The sequence below is a fragment of the Stenotrophomonas sp. STEN147 genome, assembly GCF_056757995.1.
The window spans coordinates 67,111-85,208 of the sequence record NZ_JBRRCG010000011.1 but is presented as its reverse complement, the minus strand read 5'-3'; the positions used below and the strand labels follow the sequence as shown (position 1 = coordinate 85,208).

At 67.6% G+C, this 18,098-nt stretch carries 16 protein-coding genes; 15 read left to right on the top strand and 1 reads right to left on the bottom strand.

All coding sequences use genetic code 11. The features are described 5' to 3' along the window. Positions 1–9: 9 nt before the first annotated feature. The 14 genes from rsmH to lpxC all read left to right on the top strand — a co-directional run bounded on the left by rsmH (position 10) and on the right by lpxC (position 16,356). Positions 10–978 carry a 16S rRNA (cytosine(1402)-N(4))-methyltransferase RsmH gene (rsmH, locus tag ACVOKU_RS12395; protein ID WP_481560056.1) on the top strand — a complete coding sequence of 323 codons (969 nt, stop codon included), beginning with the start codon at positions 10–12 and terminating at the stop codon, positions 976–978. Continuing rightward, a complete protein-coding gene (ftsL, locus tag ACVOKU_RS12390) occupies positions 975–1,238 on the top strand; it encodes a cell division protein FtsL (RefSeq protein WP_053516463.1) in 264 nt (87 codons plus the stop codon). Before rsmH ends, ftsL begins: the two co-directional genes overlap by 4 nt. Beyond that, complete coding sequence (locus ACVOKU_RS12385; RefSeq protein ID WP_481560055.1) at positions 1,235–3,079, top strand: peptidoglycan D,D-transpeptidase FtsI family protein; 1,845 nt, start codon at positions 1,235–1,237, stop codon at positions 3,077–3,079. The genes ftsL and ACVOKU_RS12385 overlap by 4 nt, the downstream gene beginning before the upstream one ends. Further along, the gene (locus tag ACVOKU_RS12380; RefSeq protein ID WP_481560054.1) at positions 3,076–4,575 is read left to right on the top strand and encodes a UDP-N-acetylmuramoyl-L-alanyl-D-glutamate--2,6-diaminopimelate ligase; all 1,500 of its coding nucleotides are present in this window, start codon (positions 3,076–3,078) and stop codon (positions 4,573–4,575) included. Before ACVOKU_RS12385 ends, ACVOKU_RS12380 begins: the two co-directional genes overlap by 4 nt. Beyond that, positions 4,572–5,966 carry a UDP-N-acetylmuramoyl-tripeptide--D-alanyl-D-alanine ligase gene (locus tag ACVOKU_RS12375; protein ID WP_481560053.1) on the top strand — a complete coding sequence of 465 codons (1,395 nt, stop codon included), beginning with the start codon at positions 4,572–4,574 and terminating at the stop codon, positions 5,964–5,966. The genes ACVOKU_RS12380 and ACVOKU_RS12375 overlap by 4 nt, the downstream gene beginning before the upstream one ends. Further along, the gene (gene mraY, locus ACVOKU_RS12370; RefSeq protein ID WP_053516457.1) at positions 5,956–7,041 is read left to right on the top strand and encodes a phospho-N-acetylmuramoyl-pentapeptide-transferase; all 1,086 of its coding nucleotides are present in this window, start codon (positions 5,956–5,958) and stop codon (positions 7,039–7,041) included. The genes ACVOKU_RS12375 and mraY overlap by 11 nt, the downstream gene beginning before the upstream one ends. A gap of 2 nt (positions 7,042–7,043) precedes the next feature. Beyond that, a complete protein-coding gene (gene ftsW, locus ACVOKU_RS12365; protein ID WP_065175812.1) occupies positions 7,044–8,360 on the top strand; it encodes a putative lipid II flippase FtsW in 1,317 nt (438 codons plus the stop codon). Continuing rightward, positions 8,357–9,445 carry an undecaprenyldiphospho-muramoylpentapeptide beta-N-acetylglucosaminyltransferase gene (gene murG, locus ACVOKU_RS12360; RefSeq protein ID WP_065175811.1) on the top strand — a complete coding sequence of 363 codons (1,089 nt, stop codon included), beginning with the start codon at positions 8,357–8,359 and terminating at the stop codon, positions 9,443–9,445. The genes ftsW and murG overlap by 4 nt, the downstream gene beginning before the upstream one ends. 40 nt (positions 9,446–9,485) lie before the next feature. Next, the gene (gene murC, locus ACVOKU_RS12355; protein ID WP_053516454.1) at positions 9,486–10,922 is read left to right on the top strand and encodes a UDP-N-acetylmuramate--L-alanine ligase; all 1,437 of its coding nucleotides are present in this window, start codon (positions 9,486–9,488) and stop codon (positions 10,920–10,922) included. After that, positions 10,919–11,881 (top strand): D-alanine--D-alanine ligase, encoded by a 963-nt coding sequence (locus tag ACVOKU_RS12350; protein WP_481560052.1) that lies wholly within the window; start codon positions 10,919–10,921, stop codon positions 11,879–11,881. Before murC ends, ACVOKU_RS12350 begins: the two co-directional genes overlap by 4 nt. Next, a complete protein-coding gene (locus tag ACVOKU_RS12345) occupies positions 11,878–12,627 on the top strand; it encodes a cell division protein FtsQ/DivIB (RefSeq protein WP_053516451.1) in 750 nt (249 codons plus the stop codon). Before ACVOKU_RS12350 ends, ACVOKU_RS12345 begins: the two co-directional genes overlap by 4 nt. After that, the gene (gene ftsA / locus ACVOKU_RS12340) at positions 12,624–13,859 is read left to right on the top strand and encodes a cell division protein FtsA (RefSeq protein WP_005408083.1); all 1,236 of its coding nucleotides are present in this window, start codon (positions 12,624–12,626) and stop codon (positions 13,857–13,859) included. Before ACVOKU_RS12345 ends, ftsA begins: the two co-directional genes overlap by 4 nt. 161 nt (positions 13,860–14,020) lie before the next feature. Next, complete coding sequence (ftsZ, locus tag ACVOKU_RS12335; protein ID WP_053516450.1) at positions 14,021–15,256, top strand: cell division protein FtsZ; 1,236 nt, start codon at positions 14,021–14,023, stop codon at positions 15,254–15,256. Between the two features lie 188 nt (positions 15,257–15,444). Beyond that, the gene (gene lpxC / locus ACVOKU_RS12330) at positions 15,445–16,356 is read left to right on the top strand and encodes a UDP-3-O-acyl-N-acetylglucosamine deacetylase (RefSeq protein ID WP_053516449.1); all 912 of its coding nucleotides are present in this window, start codon (positions 15,445–15,447) and stop codon (positions 16,354–16,356) included. Between the two features lie 281 nt (positions 16,357–16,637). Here lpxC and ACVOKU_RS12325 read toward each other — a convergent pair whose 3' ends face one another. After that, complete coding sequence (locus ACVOKU_RS12325; protein ID WP_053516447.1) at positions 16,638–17,087, bottom strand: DciA family protein; 450 nt, start codon at positions 17,085–17,087, stop codon at positions 16,638–16,640. Between the two features lie 12 nt (positions 17,088–17,099). Here ACVOKU_RS12325 and ACVOKU_RS12320 point away from each other — a divergent pair, with 12 nt between their 5' ends. Then, on the top strand, positions 17,100–18,053 hold the full coding sequence (locus ACVOKU_RS12320; protein WP_053516446.1) for a M23 family metallopeptidase: 954 nt from the start codon (positions 17,100–17,102) through the stop codon (positions 18,051–18,053). Positions 18,054–18,098: the final 45 nt, after the last annotated feature.

The window sequence follows — 18,098 nt, the reverse complement described above, 5'->3', positions numbered from 1 at the left end:
GGTGCCCGGATGCGCCCAGAAGCGCAGGCCGGTCACCTTCCGGTGTCGCAGTCGCCGGCGGTGCACCTGCCGGTCCTGTACACCCAGGTCCTGGACGGCCTGAGGGTGATCGAAAACGGACGTTATCTGGATGGCACGTTCGGTCGTGGCGGTCACGCACGTGGCGTGCTCACCCAGTTGGGGCCGGAGGGACGCCTGCTGGTCATGGACAAGGATCCGGAAGCCATCGCTGTGGCCAAGCGCGACTTCGCGCCGGACCCGCGCGTGTCGATTTTCCGTGGCAGCTTCGCCCAGCTGCTGCAGTGGAACGAGACCGCTGAAGGCCTGGATGGCGTGCTGTTCGATCTCGGCGTGTCCTCGCCGCAGCTGGACGTGGCCGAACGTGGTTTCAGCTTCGGCAAGGACGGCCCGCTGGACATGCGCATGGATCCGGACAGCGGCGAAAGCGCCGCGCAGTGGATCAACCGCGTCGAAGAGCGCGAGATCGCCGACGTGCTGTGGACCTACGGCGAAGAGCGGCAGAGCCGGCGCATCGCCCGCGCCATCGTTGCCCGCCGCGAGAAGCAGCCGTTTTCCCGCACCGCCGAACTGGCCGAACTGATCGCGTCGGTGATGCCCCGTGGCAAGGACAAGATCCATCCGGCCACCCGCAGTTTCCAGGCCATCCGCATCCACATCAACCGCGAGCTGGCCGATCTGGAAGCCGGGCTCGACGCGGCGGTGGAACGGCTCAAGCCCGGCGGCCGGCTGGCGGTCATCAGCTTCCATTCGCTGGAAGACCGTATCGTCAAGCAGTACATGAACCGTCTGGCCAAGGCGCCGCCTGCCAACCGCCGCCTGCCTGAAGCGGTCGCGTTCGTGCCGACCCTGGACCTGATCGGCGGGGCCATCAAGGCCACGGACGACGAACTGGCCGCCAACCCGCGCGCGCGCAGCGCCGTGCTGCGCGTGGCCCAGAAGCGGGAGGCCGACGCATGAGCCGCCTGCTGCTGATCATTCTGCTGGCCTCCACCGTGGCCTCGGCGATCGGCGTGGTGTTCGTGCGCCACCGCCACCGGCAGACGTTCATCGAGCTGTCGCGCGCCGAGCGTGCGCGCGATGACCTGAACATCGAATTCGGCCGCCTGCAGCTGGAACAGGCCACCCTGGCCGAAGCCAACCGCGTCGACCGCATCGCCCGTGAAAAGCTGGGCATGAAGTTCCCCGAAGCCGCCGACGTAGTGGTGGTGCGCCCATGAGCAAGACCGGCCGCAACCGTCCACGCAACGCCTTCAACCTGCGCCAGCGCCTGCGCTGGGTGGCGCTGGCGCTCGGCCTGTGTTCGGTGTCGCTGGTCGGCCGCGCGGCCTACGTGCAGATCATCAACAGCGATTTCTACCAGCGCCAGGGCGAGGCCCGCTACCTGCGCGAGCTGCCGATCAAAACCTCGCGCGGCATGATCACCGACCGCAACGGCGAACCGCTGGCGGTCTCCACCCCGGTGGCCTCGATCTGGGTGAACCCGCAGGACCTGCTGCGCGCCCCTGACCGCATTCCCGAACTGGCGCAGGCCGTGGGCATGTCGGTGGACGAGCTGAGCAGCCGCCTGTCGCAGAAGTCGGACAAGGAATTCATGTACCTGCGTCGCCGGATCAATCCGGACGAGGCAGAAAAGGTGGTCGCGCTGAAGATTCCAGGCGTGGCCGCGCAGCGCGAGTTCCGCCGCTTCTACCCGCAGGGTGAGGCGATGGCGCACGTGCTGGGCTTCACCAACATCGACGACCGCGGCCAGGAAGGCCTGGAACTGGCGTTCGACGAATGGCTGCGCGGCAAGCCGGGCGCGAAGCGGGTGATCCGCAACCGCAAGGGCGAGACCGTCGAGAGCGACCTGCTGCGCGCCGCCGAACCGGGCAAGGACCTGACCCTCAGCATCGATCGCCGCATCCAGTACCTGGCCTTCAAGGAACTGCGCAATGCGCTGGTGGCCAACAAGGCGGCCGGCGGTTCGATGGTCATCATGGACGTGACCACCGGCGAGATCCTGGCCATGGTCAACCTGCCGACCTACAACCCGAACTCGCTGACCGGTGCGTTGCCCGATTCGCGCCGCAATCGCGCGGTGACCGATCTGGTCGAACCGGGCTCGACGATGAAGCCGTTGACCATCGCCACCGCGCTGCAGGCAGGCGTGGTGACCAAGGACACCATCGTCGACACCAATCCGGGTTACATGACCCTGGGCCGCTTCACCATCCGCGACGTGCCGCGCAACAACGGGGTACTGAACGTGACCGGCGTGATCACCCGCAGCTCCAACGTGGGTGCCGCCAAGGTCGCGGCGAAGATGCCCGACCAGACCTTCTATGACGGTGTGCGGCGCTTCGGCTACGGCTCGGTACCGCACAGCGGTTTCCCGGGTGAGTCGGGAGGTGTGGTGATGCGTCCGGGCCGTTGGTCGGGAACCACCAAGACCACCATGTCCTATGGCTATGGCCTGTCGGTCACGCCGTTGCAGATCGCCACCGCGTACTCGGCGCTGGCCAACGGTGGTCGCCTGATCGCACCGACCTTCGTCAAGGGCCAGCGCAACGAAGGCCAGCAGATCATCGACGAGAACGTCGCCAAGCAGGTGGTGGCGATGATGGAAACGGTGGTCACCCAGGGCGGCGCCAAGCAGGCGGCGGTCCTGGGCTACCACGTCGCCGGCAAGACCGGTACTGCGCGCAAGGCCGGCCCCGGCGGCTACGAGCGCGGTCACTACAACGCGCTGTTCGCCGGCGTGGTGCCCGCCACCAACCCGCGCTTCGCCACTGTCATCGTCATCAATGATCCGCAGGCCGGCAAGTTCTACGGCGGCCTGGTGTCGGCGCCGGTCTATCACAACGTGATGGAAGGCACTCTGCGCCTGATGGATGTGCCGCTGGACGACCTGCAGTCGTGGCTGGCCGCGCAGCAGTCCGGAAAGATGGGGCACTCGGCCTCGATCCTGCCGGCCCCGCCGGCCGAGACCGCGTTGCCGGTCGATGCCGCCGCCGAATTCGATGCCGCGCTGCCCAGCGCGCAGGTCCAGACGCCGCCCGTCACGGGAGGCACGCAATGAGCCCTTCGATGTTGCTTTCGCAGTTGCTTCCGGACGTGGCCCTCGCGGGCCATGATCCCGTTCTGACCGGCCTGGTGCTGGACAGCCGTGCCGTACGCCCCGGCAATGCCTTCGTGGCCATCGCCGGCTTCGGCGCACATGGCCTGGGCTTCGTCGATCAGGCGCGCGCGGCGGGCGCCGGCGCGATCCTGTTCGAGCCGCCGGCACCGGACGATCTGCCCGCACCGGCCGATGCCATTGCGGTACCGGGCCTGCGCGCACGCATGGGCGCAATGGCTGACCAGTTCCACGGTGCACCGTCGCGGGCAATGGCGATGGTGGGGGTCACCGGTACCAACGGCAAAACGTCCACCGTGCAGCTGCTGGCCCAGGCCTGGCATCTGCTGGGAACGCCCAGTGGCAGTATCGGCACGCTGGGTGCTGGACTTTACGGCGCGGTCGAGCCGACCGGCTTCACCACGCCGCTGGTGCTGCAGATGCATGCCCTGCTGGCGCAGCTGCGCGACCAGGGCGCGCGCGCGGTGGCGATGGAAGTCAGTTCACATGCGCTGGACCAGGGCCGCGTCGATGCCGTGCATTACGACGTGGCCGTGTTCACCAACCTCACCCGCGACCATCTCGATTACCACGGCGACATGGCCAGCTACGGCGCGGCCAAGGCCCGCCTGTTCCATCGTCCCGGCCTGAAGGCCGCGGTGATCAACCTCGACGACGCGTTCGGGCGCCAGCTGTTCGCCGACCTGCCGGCCGGCGTGCTGCCGATCGGCCTGAGTTCGCGCGGTACCGACGGCGCCGTCGTGCTCGCCGACGCACTGCAGCTTGATGGCCGTGGCATCGCCTTCGACCTGGTGATCGAAGGCCAGCGCGCGGCCGTCCGTTCGCCGCTGCTGGGCCGCTTCAACGTCGACAACCTGCTGGCCGTGGCCGGCACCCTGCACGCGCAGGGCCAGTCACTGCCGCGTATCGCCGAGGTGCTGTCGGCGCTGCAGCCGATCCGCGGCCGCATGAACCGCCTTGGCGGCGAGCAGGGCCTGCCGACCGTGGTCATCGACTACGCGCACACGCCGGATGCACTGGAACAGGCACTGGACAGCCTGCACGGGCATCTGCAGGGCACGCTGTTCTGTGTGTTCGGCTGTGGCGGCGAACGTGACACCGGCAAGCGCCCGCAGATGGCGGCCATCGCCGAGCGGCTGGCCAACCAGGTCATCGTCACCGATGACAACCCGCGCGGCGAGGACGGTGACCGCATCGTCGCCGACATCCTTGCGGGATTCACCGATGCCGGTGCGGTGACGGTGCAGCGCAACCGTGCGCGCGCGATCGGCCTGGCCGTGAAGCGCGCCGGTGCCGGCGACATCATCCTGATCGCCGGCAAGGGCCATGAGCCCTACCAGGAGATCAAGGGCGTACGCCACGACTTCGACGACACCGAAGTGGCGGCCGCTGCACTGGCTGCCAAGGCCGGTGTGCTGGCGGCGGAGGGTGCACGATGAAGCGCACCCTGCTGTCGCTGATCGCGCACTGGGCTGGCGGCGAGATCCACGGCGACGATGTCGCCATCGATGCCATCAGCAACGATACCCGCAGTCTCGGCCCGGGCAGCCTGTACGTGGCCCTGCGTGGCGAGCGTTTCGATGGCCATGACTTCGCCGCCGACGCGCAGGCCCGTGGCGCCAGCGCGCTGCTGGTCGAGCGCCTGCTGCCGGTCGAACTGCCGCAGGTGCTGGTCGCCGACAGCGAACTGGCGCTGGCGAAGATCGCCACGGGCATGCAGCGCGACCGCAGCACCGAGGTCTTCGCGATCACCGGCAGCAACGGCAAGACCAGCGTGAAGAGCCTGCTGCTGGCCATCCTGCAACAGGTGGCACAGCACACGCACAAGGTGGTCTACGCCAACCCGGGCAACCGCAACAACGAGATCGGCCTGCCACTGGCGGTGATCGATGCGCCGGAAGATGCCGACTACGCCGTCTACGAGATGGGCGCCGGCAAGCCGGGCGACATCGCCTACCTGACCGATATCGCCCGCCCGCGCTATGCGCTGGTCAACAACATCGCGCCTGCGCATCTCGAGCGGATGGGCAGTCTGCTCGGCGTGGCCACCACCAAGGGCGCCATCTACGCCGCACTGCCGGCCGACGGCGTGGCGGTGATCAATGTCGATGATGCCTACGGACGCTGGTTCGAGCAGCACTTCGTCGGCGTCCCGCCGCGCTGCCGCGTGCTGCGTTACGGCCTGGAACACACGGCCGACATCACCGCGCGTGACATCCGCGCCGGTGCGCAGGGCAGCCAGTTCACGCTGGTCTCGCCGATGGGCGAAGCACGCGTGGTGCTGGGCCTGCCGGGCCGCCACAACGTCAGCAATGCGCTTGCTGCCGCCAGCCTGGCGCTGGCCGCCGGCATCGACCTGGCATGGGTCGCCGCCGGCCTGGCCGGCGCACAGCCGGTGCCCGGACGCCAGATCGCCCACCAGCTGCGCAATGGTGCGGTGCTGGTGGACGACAGCTACAACGCCAATCCCGGTTCGCTGGCCGCCGCCATCGATGCGTTGGCGGCCGCCCCGGAAGAGGGCTGGCTGGTGCTGGGTGACATGCGTGAGCTTGGCCCGGATGCGCAGTCGCTGCACGCGCAGGCCGGCGTCCGCGCGCGCGCCGCAGGGCTGAAGCGCCTGTATGCGCTCGGTCCGCTCAGTGCCGCCGCCGCCGCCGCGTTCGGCGAAGGCGGCCGCCAATTCGCCACCCATGACGCGCTGTCGCAGGCGTTGAAGGACGAGCTGCACGCCGGCGTGCGCTGCCTGGTCAAGGGTTCCCGTGGCAGCGCCATGGACACGATCGTCAAAGCGCTGCTGGCGCAAGGAGAGGAATCCCCGCATGTTGTATGAACTGGCTCGATGGTTGCAGCAGTTGGAGAGCCTGTTCGGGCTGTTCAACTACCAGACGTTCCGCGCCATCCTTGCCGCGTTGACGGCCCTGTTCCTGTCGCTGTGGCTCGGCCCGGCGATGATCCGCAAGCTTGCCCAGTTCAAGGGCGGCCAGCCGATCCGCAAGGACGGCCCGCAGACCCATTTCTCCAAGGCCGGCACGCCGACCATGGGCGGTTCGCTGATCCTGCTCACCGTCACCCTGTCGGTGCTGATGTGGGCCGACCTGCGCAACCGCTACGTGTGGCTGGTGCTGGCGGTGATGCTGTGCTTCGGCGCGATCGGCTGGTATGACGACTGGATCAAGATCGTCCGCCGCGACCCGAACGGCCTGAAGTCGCGCTGGAAGTACCTGCTGCAGTCGATCTTCGGACTGGCCGCCGGCCTGTTCCTGTTCTATACCGCCGATGTGCCTGCCGCACTGACCTTCTACATTCCGATGTTCAAGTCGGTGGCGCTGCCGCTGGCCGGCATCGGCTTCGTGACCATCGCCTACTTCTGGATCGTCGGCTTCTCCAACGCGGTCAACCTGACCGATGGCCTGGACGGCCTGGCGATCATGCCGACCGTGCTGGTCGCCTGTGCGCTGGGCGTGTTCGCCTACGCCTCCGGCAACGTGGTGTTCGCCAACTACCTGCAGATCCCGCAGATTCCCGGTGCCGGTGAGCTGGTCATCATCTGCGCCGCCATCGCGGGCGCCGGTCTGGGCTTCCTGTGGTTCAACACCTATCCGGCGATGGTCTTCATGGGCGACATCGGCGCGCTGGCGCTGGGCGCGGTGCTGGGCACGATCGCGGTGATCACCCGCCAGGAACTGGTGCTGGTGATCATGGGCGGCGTATTCGTCATCGAGACCCTGTCGGTGATGATCCAGGTCGCCTCGTTCAAGCTGACCGGCAAGCGCGTGTTCCGCATGGCGCCGATCCACCACCATTTCGAACTGAAGGGCTGGCCGGAGCCGCGCGTGATCGTGCGCTTCTGGATCATCTCCGTCGTGCTCGTACTGATCGGCCTGGCCACGTTGAAGGTGCGCTGACGATGAACGACCTGTCCCGCCAGGCAACACGCCTCGAAGCCATCGAAGGCAGCTACGACAAGTGGCTGCTGGGTGCGATGCTCGCGCTCACCGGGCTGGGCGTGGTGATGGTGGCGTCGAGCTCGATCGCGTTGATGAGCAGCCCGTTCTACTACCTCAACCGCCACCTGGTGTTCCTGGCGATCGGCATCGTGCTGGCGGCCATTGCCGCGCGTACCGAGCTGAAGTCCATCGAGCAGTACAACCAGGTGCTGCTGCTGGGCTGCTTCGCACTGCTGCTGGTGGTGTTCATCCCCGGTCTGGGCAGCAGCGTCAATGGTGCCCGCCGCTGGATCAACCTGGGGGTCTCCAAGTTCCAGACCGTGGAAGCGGTGAAGGTGCTGTACATCGTCTGGCTGTCCAGCTACCTGGTGCGCTTCCGCGACGAGGTCAACGCGACCTGGCCGGCGATGCTCAAGCCGCTGGGCGTGGCCGGTGCGCTGGTGGTGCTGCTGCTGCTGCAGCCCGACTTCGGTTCGTCGACCCTGCTGCTGGCGATCACGGCCGGCATGCTGGTGCTGGGCGGAGTCAACATGCCGCGCATGTCGATGCCGGTGATCATCGGCCTGGTCGGCATGAGCGCGCTGGCGATCATCGAGCCGTACCGCATGCGCCGCATCACCTCGTTCCTGGACCCGTGGGCCGACCAGCAGGGCGACGGCTACCAGCTGTCCAACGCGCTGATGGCGGTGGGGCGCGGCGAGTGGACCGGCGTCGGCCTCGGCAATTCGGTACAGAAGCTGTACTACCTGCCCGAAGCACATACCGACTTCATCTTCTCGGTGACCGCCGAGGAATTCGGCTTCATGGGCACCTGCGTCATCATCGCCCTGTTCGCGCTGCTGGTCGGCCGCACCTTCTGGCTGGGCATGCGCTGCGTGGAAATGAAGCGCCACTTCTCCGGCTACATCGCCTTCGGCATCGGCCTGTGGATCAGCATGCAGACCTTCGTTTCGATCGGCGTGAACCTGGGCATCCTGCCGACCAAGGGCCTGACCCTGCCGCTGATCTCCTCGGGCGGTTCGTCGGTCCTGATGACGTGCGTGGCGATGGGCCTGCTGCTGCGCGTGTCCTACGAGCTGAAGCGTGCCGAGCGCCGCCAGGCCGTGCGCATCGGCGGCGGCGACGATGCTGCCACCGCACCGGCCGAAGAGCCGTCCGCCCCGTCCGCGGGGTCGCTGCCGATGGGCGCGGACGCGCCTGCCGGCGCGGGCCCTGCCGTGCGTGGCACCAGCCGCCTGCAGTCCCGCGTCGAACCGACGTTCGGGAGGCTCGGATGAGCGCTGCCGACCACAACGTTCGCCCGGTGATGATCCTGGCCGGTGGTACCGGCGGTCATATCTTCCCGGGGCTGGCCGTGGCCCGCGTGCTGCGCGAGCGTGGCGTGCCGGTCACCTGGATGGGCGCCGAAGGCGCGATGGAAACCCGGTTGGTGCCGCAGCACGACATTCCGATCGACACGCTGTCCATCACCGGCCTGCGTGGCAAGGGCAAGCTGGCACTGCTGGGCGCACCGTGGCGGCTGATGCGCGCGTTGCGTGCGGCCGGCATGATCATCCGCCGTCGCCAGCCGCGTGCGGTGATTGCCTTCGGCGGATTCGCCTCGGGACCCGGTGGCATGGCCACCCGCCTGCATGGGCTGCCACTGCTGGTGCACGAGCAGAACCGCGCACCCGGCATGACCAACCGCATCCTGTCGCGCTACTCGCGCCGCCTGCTGACCGGGTTCCCGGGCACCTTCGCCAAGGGTGAGGAAGCGGTGGGCAATCCAGTGCGCGCGGAGATCGCCGCGATCGCGCCGCCGGAACAGCGTTTCGCCGATCGCCACGGTCCGTTGCGCGTGCTGGTGGTGGGTGGCAGCCAGGGTGCGCGCGCACTCAACAGCGGCGTGCCGCAGGCCATCGCAGCGCTCGGTGCGGAAGTGCCGGTGCAGGTGCGCCATCAGAGCGGCGAGAAGCTGCACGCCGAAGCGGTCGAGGCCTATGCCAAGGCGGGCGTGCAGGCGCAGATCACGCCGTTCATCGCGGACATGGCCGAGGCATTCGCGTGGGCCGACCTGGTCGTGTGCCGTGCCGGGGCATCCACCCTGGCCGAGTTGTGCGCGGTTGGTGTCGGCAGCGTGCTGGTGCCATTCCCCGCCGCCGTCGACGATCACCAGACCCGCAACGCGGAGTATCTGGTCGAGCGCGGCGCGGCGGTTTTGCTGAAGCAGGACGGAACGCTGGCAGACGGCATTGCCGCACTGCTGCGCGATCTGTCCGAAAATCCCGGCCGCCGCATGCAGATGGCGCAAGCCGCGCGTGCCCTGGCCAAGGTCGATGCCGCCGAGCGCATCGCCGATATCATTCTCGAGGAAGCTGTATGAAGAAGGCATGCCAGCGCGCCTGCCCTGCGCGAGGCCGCGCATGATCCGTCGCCTGCACGACACCAACGACCTGGTGCGCGCCTTCCCGCGCGTGCACTTCGTCGGCATCGGCGGCACCGGCATGAGCGGCATCGCCGAAGTGATGCTGACGCTGGGTTATGAAGTGTCCGGTTCGGACAATGCCGACAATGCGGCCACCCGCCGCCTGGCCGGCCTGGGCGCACGCATCATGCGTGGCCATTCGGCGGCCAATGTGCTGGGCACCGACTGCGTGGTGGTGTCCAGCGCGATCCGCGAAGACAACCCGGAGCTGATGGAGGCGCGCAGCCAGCGCATTCCGATCATGCCGCGTGCGGCGATGCTGGCCGAGCTGATGCGCTTCCGGCGCGGCATCGCCGTGGCCGGCACCCATGGCAAGACCACCACCACCAGCCTGACGGCAGCGGTGCTGAGCGAGGGCGGCCTGGACCCGACCTTCGTGATCGGTGGCCAGCTGCTGGCCGCCGGCGCCAACGCCAAGCTGGGCGGTGGGCAGTGGCTGGTGGCCGAGGCCGATGAGAGCGATGGCAGCTTCCTGCGCCTGAATCCGCTGATGTCCATCATCACCAACATCGATGCGGACCACCTGGAGAACTACGGCAACGACTTCGCCCGGGTGCAGGCCGCATTCGCCGAATTCCTGCAGCGCCTTCCGTTCTACGGGCTGGCGGTGCTGTGCATCGACGATCCGGAAGTGGCTGCACTGGCCGCCAGGACGCCGCGCCACGTCATGAGCTACGGCATGAGCCCGCAGGCCGACGTGCGCGCCGAGAACGTGGTGCAGGAGGGCTCGCGCATGCGCTTCACCCTGCGCCTGCCGCAGGGCACCAGCCAGGAAGTGGTGCTGGCACTGCCGGGCCGGCACAACGTGCTCAACGCGCTGGCCGCCGCAGCGGTCGGTTGGCAGCTGGGCGTGGCACCGGATGCAATTGCCCGTGCGCTGGAGGCCTTCGCCGGCGTCGGCCGTCGCTTCAACGACCTGGGCGAAGTCACCACCGCCAGCGGTGCCAGGGTGCGGATCATCGATGATTACGGTCATCACCCCAGCGAACTGGAGGCGGTGTTCGCCGCTGCCCGCGGTGGCTGGGCCGACAAGCGCCTGGTGGTCGCGTTCCAGCCCCACCGCTACAGCCGCACCCGCGACCAGTTCGACAAGTTCGCTGCAGTGCTGTCCAGCGTCGACGCACTGGTACTGAGCGAGGTCTACCCGGCCGGCGAGGAGCCGATCGCAGGTGCCGATTCGCATGCGCTGGCACGCGCCATCCGCGCCCGCGGCCGCAGCGAGCCGGTGGTGGTGGGCAAGGCCGCCGAACTGGCAAGCGTGCTGCCGGACGTGCTGCAGGATGGTGACCTGCTGCTGATGATGGGGGCCGGCGATATCGGCGCCGTCGCCACCCACATCGCAGTGGAAGGCTTCAAGGCGGAGGGCGAGGCGTGAGCACGCTGACCTTCCCGCCGCTGCGCAGTACCGACCCGGCCGTGTTCGGCCGCGTCGCCGTGCTGCTCGGCGGCACCTCCAGCGAGCGCGAGGTGTCGCTGGACTCCGGCCGCAACGTGCTGGAGGCGCTGCAGTCGCGCGGCGTCGATGCGTTCGCCGTGGACGGCATTCCGGCGCTGGCCCGGGCATTGGCCGGCGGCGGCATCGATCGCGTGTTCAACATCCTGCACGGCCACAACGGTGGCGGAGAGGATGGCATCGTGCAGGGCCTGATGGACGCCTTCGGCGTGCCGTACACGGGCTCGGACGTGCTGGGTTCGGCATTGAGCATGGACAAGATCCGCACCAAGCAGGTGTGGCTGTCGCTGGGCCTGCCGACGCCGCAGTACCGGAAGGTCACTGCCGAGACCGTCCACGCACAGGCGCGCGAGCTGGGCCTGCCGGTGGTGGTCAAGCCGGCCAACGAAGGCTCCAGCGTGGGCATCAGCCGGGTGACCGACGAAGCAGGCCTGGACGAGGCGGTGGCATTGGCCGCGCGCTACGACGGCCAGCTGCTGATGGAGCAGATGGTGGTCGGCGACGAGCTGACCGTCGCCATCCTCGGCGATGTCGCACTGCCGTCGATCCGCATCGTGCCCAAGGGCCAGTGGTACGACTACAACGCCAAGTACATCGCAGAAGATACCCAGTACCTGTGCCCGGGCCTGGACGGCGAGGCCGAGGACGAGATCCGTCGCATCGCGCTGGCCGCGTTCCGCGCCGCCGGCTGCCGTGGCTGGGGGCGTGTGGACGTGATGCGTGACCGCGCCAGTGGCCGCTTCTTCCTGCTGGAAGTGAACACCGCGCCGGGCATGACCAGCCACTCGCTGGTGCCCAAGGCGGCCCGCCAGGCCGGCATCGGCTTCGAGGAGCTGGTGTGGCGCGTGCTCGAACAGACCCTGGAGGCTGGCCACGCATGAACGCGGTGCTGCGCATCTTCGTCTGGCTTCTGGCGCTGTCGGTGGTGGCACTGCCGGTGGTGGCCGTGGTCAATGGCTGGGTCGGCGCCGAGCGCTGGCCGCTGGCGAAGCTGCGCGTGCACGGTGAATTCAAGCGCGTGCCGGCCGAGCAGCTGCAGCAGGTGCTGTTGCCGTATGCGCGTGCCGGGTTCTTCGCGGTCAAGCTGCAGGATGCGCAGGACGCACTGGAGAAGCTGCCGTGGGTGGAAAGCGCGCAGGTCCGCAAGCAGTGGCCAGACGTGCTGGAAGTGACCCTGGTCGAGCACAAGCCTTTCGCCCGCTGGGGCGAGGGTCGCCTGCTGTCTGAGCAGGGCAAGCTGTTCCCCACGCCGAAGAAGCTGGCCGACCTGCAGCTGCCCGAGCTGGACGGCCCCGACAGCCAGACCGAGGAAGTGGTCAAGCTGTACAACGATTCACGCGCGCTGTTCGCGCCTGCCGGCGTCGACGTGCGCCGGCTGACCATGGACGCGCGCGGCAGCTGGTCGCTGGTGCTGAGCAATGGCACCGAAGTGGTCGTCGGACGCGATGACGCCCGTTCGCGCCTGCAGCGCTTCGTGCGCGTGCTGCCCCAACTGGCCAACCAGGCTGCGCCGATCGAGCGCGCCGATCTCCGCTACACCAATGGTTTCACGCTGAGCTGGGGCACCCCGGCCGCGCCGGCTGATGCGCCGGCGACCCCGGCAAGAAGGACGCAGGAAAGGACATGAATCGCAAGGGTGACAAATCGCTGATCGTCGGCCTGGATATCGGCACCTCCAAGGTGGTGGCGCTGGTGGGCGAGTATTCGCCGGGCAACCCGATCGAAGTGATCGGCATCGGATCGCACGAGTCGCGCGGCCTCAAGCGCGGCGTGGTGGTGGACATCGAATCGACCGTGCAGTCGATCCAGCGTGCGGTCGAAGAGGCCGAGCTGATGGCCGGCTGCGAGATCCGTTCGGTCTACGCCTCGATCTCCGGCAACCACGTGCAGTGCAAGAACTCGCCGGGCATCGTGCCGATCCGCGATGGCGAGGTGACCTGGGGCGACCTGGACCGCGTGCTCGACGCTGCCAAGGCGGTGGCGATTCCGGCCGACCAGAAGATCCTGCATGCGATCCCGCGCGAGTACGTGCTGGATGATTCGCAGGAAGGCATCCGCAACCCGGTCGGCATGACCGGTGTGCGCCTGGAAGTGCATGCACACCTGGTGGTGTGCGCGCAGTCCGCCGCCGCCAACATCAGCAAGTGCGTGCAGCGCTGCGGCCTGCAGGTGGATGATCTGGTGCTGTCCTCGCTGGCCTCCAGCGTGGCGGTGCTGACCGCCGACGAACGCGAGCTGGGCGTGGTGCTGGTCGACATGGGCGCAGGCACCACCGACATCGCGGTGTTCGTGCAGGGCGCGATCTGCCACACCGCATCGCTGCCGATTGCCGGCGACCACGTCACCAACGACATCGCGCACATGCTGCGCACGCCGACCCCGGAAGCCGAGCAGATCAAGGTGCGCTACGCCTGCGCCCTGGCCCAGCTGGCCACCGCCGAGGAGAGCATCCAGGTGCCGTCGGTGGGTGATCGCCCGCCGCGGCGCATGCCGCGCCATTCGCTGGCGCAGGCAGTGCAGGGCCGCTACGAGGAAATCTTCGAGATGGTGCAGGCCGAACTGCGTCGCTCCGGCTTCGAAGAGCTGGTGCGCGCGGGCATGGTGCTCACCGGCGGTGCATCGAAGATGGAAGGCGTGGTCGAGCTGGCTGAAGAGATGCTGCAGATGCCGGTGCGCGTGGGCATTCCGCAGCACGTCACCGGCCTGGGTGAAGTGGTCGGCAACCCGGTGCACGCCACCGGCGTGGGCCTGCTGCTGATGGGCAGCCAGATCGAGCATCCGCGCCGGCCATCGCTGCCGACCGGGCGCGCCGGCAGCATGTTCAAGAAACTCAAGACCTGGTTCCGCGGCGAGTTCTGACGCGGAACCCGTAACGCCGGGCATCGCCCGGATGCAACACCCGCAACACAACGCAACACCGGCAACACACAACCCACACAGCCGCAACGGCGGCATGCAGCAGGACGGCAGGACGCCCGAATGCCCATGCCATCGAAAGCGGATACAACGAGGACACGGACATGGCGCATTTTGAACTGATCGAAAAGATGGCACCCAATGCGGTGATCAAGGTGGTTGGCGTGGGCGGCGGCGGCGGCAATGCCGTGGCGCACATGGTCAACTCGGCGGTGGACGGCGTGGAGTTCATCACCGCCAACACCGACTCGCAGGCCATCAAGAATTGCGGTGCGAAGCTGCAGCTGCAGCTGGGCACCAACGTGACCAAGGGCCTGGGCGCAGGCGCGAACCCGGAAGTGGGCCGCCAGGCCGCCCTGGAAGACCGTGAGCGCATCATGGACGCCCTGCAGGGCGCCGACATGGTGTTCATCACCGCCGGCATGGGCGGCGGCACCGGCACCGGCGCGGCGCCGGTGGTGGCGCAGCTGGCCAAGGAAATGGGCATCCTGACCGTGGCCGTGGTCACCAAGCCGTTCCCGTTCGAAGGCCGTCGCCGCATGCAGGTTGCGCTGAAGGGCATCGAGGAACTGAGCCAGCACTGCGACTCGCTGATCACCATTCCGAACGAGAAGCTGATCACCGTGCTGGGCCGCAACGCGACCATGATCCAGGCCTTCCGTGCCGCCAATGACGTGCTGCAGGGGGCCGTGCAGGGCATCGCTGACCTGATCGTGCGTCCGGGCCTGATCAACGTCGACTTCGCCGACGTGCGCACCGTCATGTCCGAAATGGGCCTGGCGATGATGGGTACCGGCACCGCCCGTGGCGATGACCGCGCCCAGGCTGCCGCCGAAGCGGCGATCCAGAACCCGCTGCTGGACGATGTGAACCTGGCCGGTGCCAATGGCATCCTGGTCAACATCACCGCCGGCGCCGACTTCACCATGGCCGAGTTCGACGAGATCGGCCGCACCATCGATGGCTTCGCGTCCGAAGATGCCACCGTTGTGGTCGGTACCGTGCTGGATCCGGACATGCAGGACGAAGTGCGCGTGACGGTGGTGGCTACCGGCCTGAACCGCGTGTCGGCCAGCAAGAGCCAGCGCCCGGGCGAGCGTGCGCCGATCAAGCTGGTGCGCAATGCCACTACCGGCCAGCCGGAGTTCGGTGAGTTCGACACGGGTGGCGACGCGGTCTCCAAGGCCGTGGGCGGCATGGGCCTGGGCCTGCGTCGTGCCAGCAGCGATACCGCGGCAGCCTCCACCGCGTCGGCCCCGGCCTCTTCGGCCCCGGCGGCGGCGGAACTGCCGAACGATTACCTGGACATCCCGGCGTTCCTGCGCCGCCAGGCGGACTGAGCGGAGCTGCCCGGGGCTTGTCCTCCCCGGGTCGCGCCACCATGTCCTGAAGTGCGGGCGCCGGGCCAGGATAGGCCCGGCGGCCCTTCACGCGTGTCCCACCCGCGCGCCGGTGTGTCCTGCCGCCGTTTCAGCCGGGGTAGGGGAGTGCGCGTGTTAATCTAGTGTGTCACTTCCGGTCTGCCCCCATGATCCAGCAACGCACCCTCAAGAACACGATCCGCGCCACCGGCGTTGGCCTGCACAGCGGCGACAAGGTCTACATGACCCTGCGCCCGGCACCGGTCAACCACGGCATCGTGTTCCGCCGCGTGGATCTGGATCCGGTGGTGGAAGTGCCGGCCAAGGCGGAGCTGGTCACCGAAGTGACCCTGTGCACCGGCCTGACCTGCAACGACGCCAAGGTCCAGACCGTTGAGCACCTGATGTCGGCTCTGGCCGGCCTGGGTGTGGACAACATCATCGTTGAGCTGTCCTCGGCCGAGCTGCCGATCATGGACGGTTCGGCCGGCCCGTTCGTGTTCCTGCTGCAGTCGGCAGGCATCGTGGAACAGGATGCGCCCAAGCGCTTCATCCGCGTGCTCAAGACCGTGGAAGTGACCGAGGGTGACAAGGTGGCCCGCTTCACGCCCTACGAAGGGTACAAGCTGGGCTTCACCATCCAGTTCGACCACCCGATGATCCCGGCCAAGCAGTCACGCCAGGAAATCGAATTCTCCACGCTGGCGTACACCAAGGAAATCTCCCGCGCGCGTACCTTTGGCTTCATGCGCGACCTGGAGTACATGCGTGAACGCAATCTGGGCCTGGGCGGGTCGATGGACAACGCCATCGTGCTTGACGAGTTCCGCGTGCTCAACGAAGACGGGCTGCGCTATGCCGACGAATTCGTGCGCCACAAGATCCTGGATGCGATCGGCGACCTCTACCTCGCCGGTGGCCAGGTGCTGGGCGCCTACGAGGGCTTCAAGTCCGGTCACGCGCTCAACAACAAGCTGGTGCGCGCGCTGATGGCCGATGCCAGCGCGTGGGAGTGGGTCAGCTATGACTCGCCGGCGGTACCGGATCCAGTCGAGTACGCCACGCCGGCTTACGCCTGATCCAGCTAACGTTTTGAATTGTTAGGAAAAAACGCCGCCTCTCAGGGCGGCGTCCGCATTTCTGGAGGCTGTGACGGATACGACCCAGCAGGTAACGCGACTGTCGGTCTGACGTCACGGTTTCGTGAACCTGTTGGATCGGAAGCCTGAATTTAACGTTGTTTTAACAACAATCTAACGACAGGCCCACCGGGGACCGCTAGGATGCGACCCGGCCCCCGAAATGTTTCACGCTGCGGTGACACGCGCGACGGGGAGCGGAGCAGGAAGCTCTGTTGTCCTCAGGACCGCTTCTTCGGCTTCGAAGGAACATCCTGCAGGGCTGCCAAGGCGTCGCGTAGCCCTTTGTGCGTGGCGGCTGAAACTGCGTGGGGGCCATTCCGGTTGTCGATCGCTGGGGAGCGTGAGGGAGTGGTGGACGCAGTCTTGATGGTCACCCTGGTGGCCTTCAGCCCGATGGACCGGGCCGCGTCGAGAAGCTGGGCCTCGGCAAGCCGGAACTTGGCATGCCAGACCGGGGACTCGACGAGAAAAACGAGGTGTTCCCCGTCCACATTGGCCAGCCGGCAACGGCTGCGCAGAGGTGGCGGCAACTGGGGGCGCAACTGACGGTCCAGCGCGTCGAGCCACAAGGCACGCCGCAGCGGGTTCCCGCTTTTGTCCGCCATCACCGCATCCAGTGCCGGTTTCGGCACGGAAGCGGGGCGAACGCTGGATTTCGGCTCAGACATGAAAACTCACTGATGGCATTCAAAAAGATCGTAATCAAAACGCGTGAAGGTCAGGCCAAATCGGCGCTAACGCGTTTGCGGTTCTATTTCGAGGACCGCCCCCGTGCCCTGCTGGGCAGCGTGCTCGGGGTAGGCTGCATTATCGGCTTTGCAGGCGGAATCGGCGCCAACGCGTTCAACGATTCGCGGCTGCAGGCCAAGGTCGACCGCCAGGAGGCTGAACTGGCCAAGGTCCAGCGCGATGCGCAGACCCAGGTCAACGCGCTGGCGGCCCGCCTCGGCGAGCTGCAGGCGCAGGCCACCCGCCTCAACGCCCTGGGCGAACGGCTGACCCAGATGGGCAAGCTGGAAGATGGCGAGTTCGACTTCAACGAAACTCCCGGCCTGGGTGACGGCGATGCCGGCGGCCCGACCTCGGACATCCCGGTCAAGGATGTCAACGCCGACTTACAGGTGCTGGAGCAGCGTTTCGCTGCTTCAGGCCGCCAGCTGTCGGTGATGGAATCGTTGATGTTCGATCACCAGCTGCAGCAGAACGCCGTGCCTTCGCGCATGCCGATCCGCAACAGCTATGTCACGTCCGGCTTCGGCACCCGCGCCGATCCCTTCGGCCGCGGTGCCGCCACCCACAAGGGCATGGACTTCCACGCCCGGGTCGGCGATCCGGTCATGGCCGTGGCCGATGGCGTGGTCAGCTTCTCCGGCGTCAAGGGCGGCTACGGCAACGTCGTCGATGTCGACCATGGCAACGGCTACGTCACCCGCTACGCGCACAATTCGCGCCTGGTGGTGAAGGTCGGCGATCTGGTCCGTGCCGGCCAGGAAGTGGCCAAGGCCGGTTCCACCGGTCGCTCCACCGGCGCCCACGTGCACTTCGAGGTCTGGGAAAACGGCAACGTGGTCAACCCGCGCAAGTTCCTCGGCGACGGCGGCAACACGCCGGTCGGCCGTATCAGCCGCGGCTGATTCCAGCGCCGGGCATGGCCCGGCGCCACCCTCCTTGGGGTCAGA

What these genes read in the sequence shown, in the direction of transcription:
- ACVOKU_RS12375 (WP_481560053.1), top strand. Translation starts at nt 4,572, where the DNA reads ATGAAGCGCACCCTGCTGTCGCTGATCGCGCACTGGGCTGGCGGCGAG.
- murG (WP_065175811.1), top strand. Translation starts at nt 8,357, where the DNA reads ATGAGCGCTGCCGACCACAACGTTCGCCCGGTGATGATCCTGGCCGGT.
- ftsZ (WP_053516450.1), top strand. Translation starts at nt 14,021, where the DNA reads ATGGCGCATTTTGAACTGATCGAAAAGATGGCACCCAATGCGGTGATC.
- murC (WP_053516454.1), top strand. Translation starts at nt 9,486, where the DNA reads ATGATCCGTCGCCTGCACGACACCAACGACCTGGTGCGCGCCTTCCCG.
- mraY (WP_053516457.1), top strand. Translation starts at nt 5,956, where the DNA reads ATGTTGTATGAACTGGCTCGATGGTTGCAGCAGTTGGAGAGCCTGTTC.
- ACVOKU_RS12320 (WP_053516446.1), top strand. Translation starts at nt 17,100, where the DNA reads ATGGCATTCAAAAAGATCGTAATCAAAACGCGTGAAGGTCAGGCCAAA.
- ACVOKU_RS12380 (WP_481560054.1), top strand. Translation starts at nt 3,076, where the DNA reads ATGAGCCCTTCGATGTTGCTTTCGCAGTTGCTTCCGGACGTGGCCCTC.
- lpxC (WP_053516449.1), top strand. Translation starts at nt 15,445, where the DNA reads ATGATCCAGCAACGCACCCTCAAGAACACGATCCGCGCCACCGGCGTT.
- ftsW (WP_065175812.1), top strand. Translation starts at nt 7,044, where the DNA reads ATGAACGACCTGTCCCGCCAGGCAACACGCCTCGAAGCCATCGAAGGC.
- rsmH (WP_481560056.1), top strand. Translation starts at nt 10, where the DNA reads ATGCGCCCAGAAGCGCAGGCCGGTCACCTTCCGGTGTCGCAGTCGCCG.
- ACVOKU_RS12345 (WP_053516451.1), top strand. Translation starts at nt 11,878, where the DNA reads ATGAACGCGGTGCTGCGCATCTTCGTCTGGCTTCTGGCGCTGTCGGTG.
- ftsL (WP_053516463.1), top strand. Translation starts at nt 975, where the DNA reads ATGAGCCGCCTGCTGCTGATCATTCTGCTGGCCTCCACCGTGGCCTCG.
- ACVOKU_RS12385 (WP_481560055.1), top strand. Translation starts at nt 1,235, where the DNA reads ATGAGCAAGACCGGCCGCAACCGTCCACGCAACGCCTTCAACCTGCGC.
- ftsA (WP_005408083.1), top strand. Translation starts at nt 12,624, where the DNA reads ATGAATCGCAAGGGTGACAAATCGCTGATCGTCGGCCTGGATATCGGC.
- ACVOKU_RS12325 (WP_053516447.1), bottom strand. Translation starts at nt 17,087, where the DNA reads ATGTCTGAGCCGAAATCCAGCGTTCGCCCCGCTTCCGTGCCGAAACCG.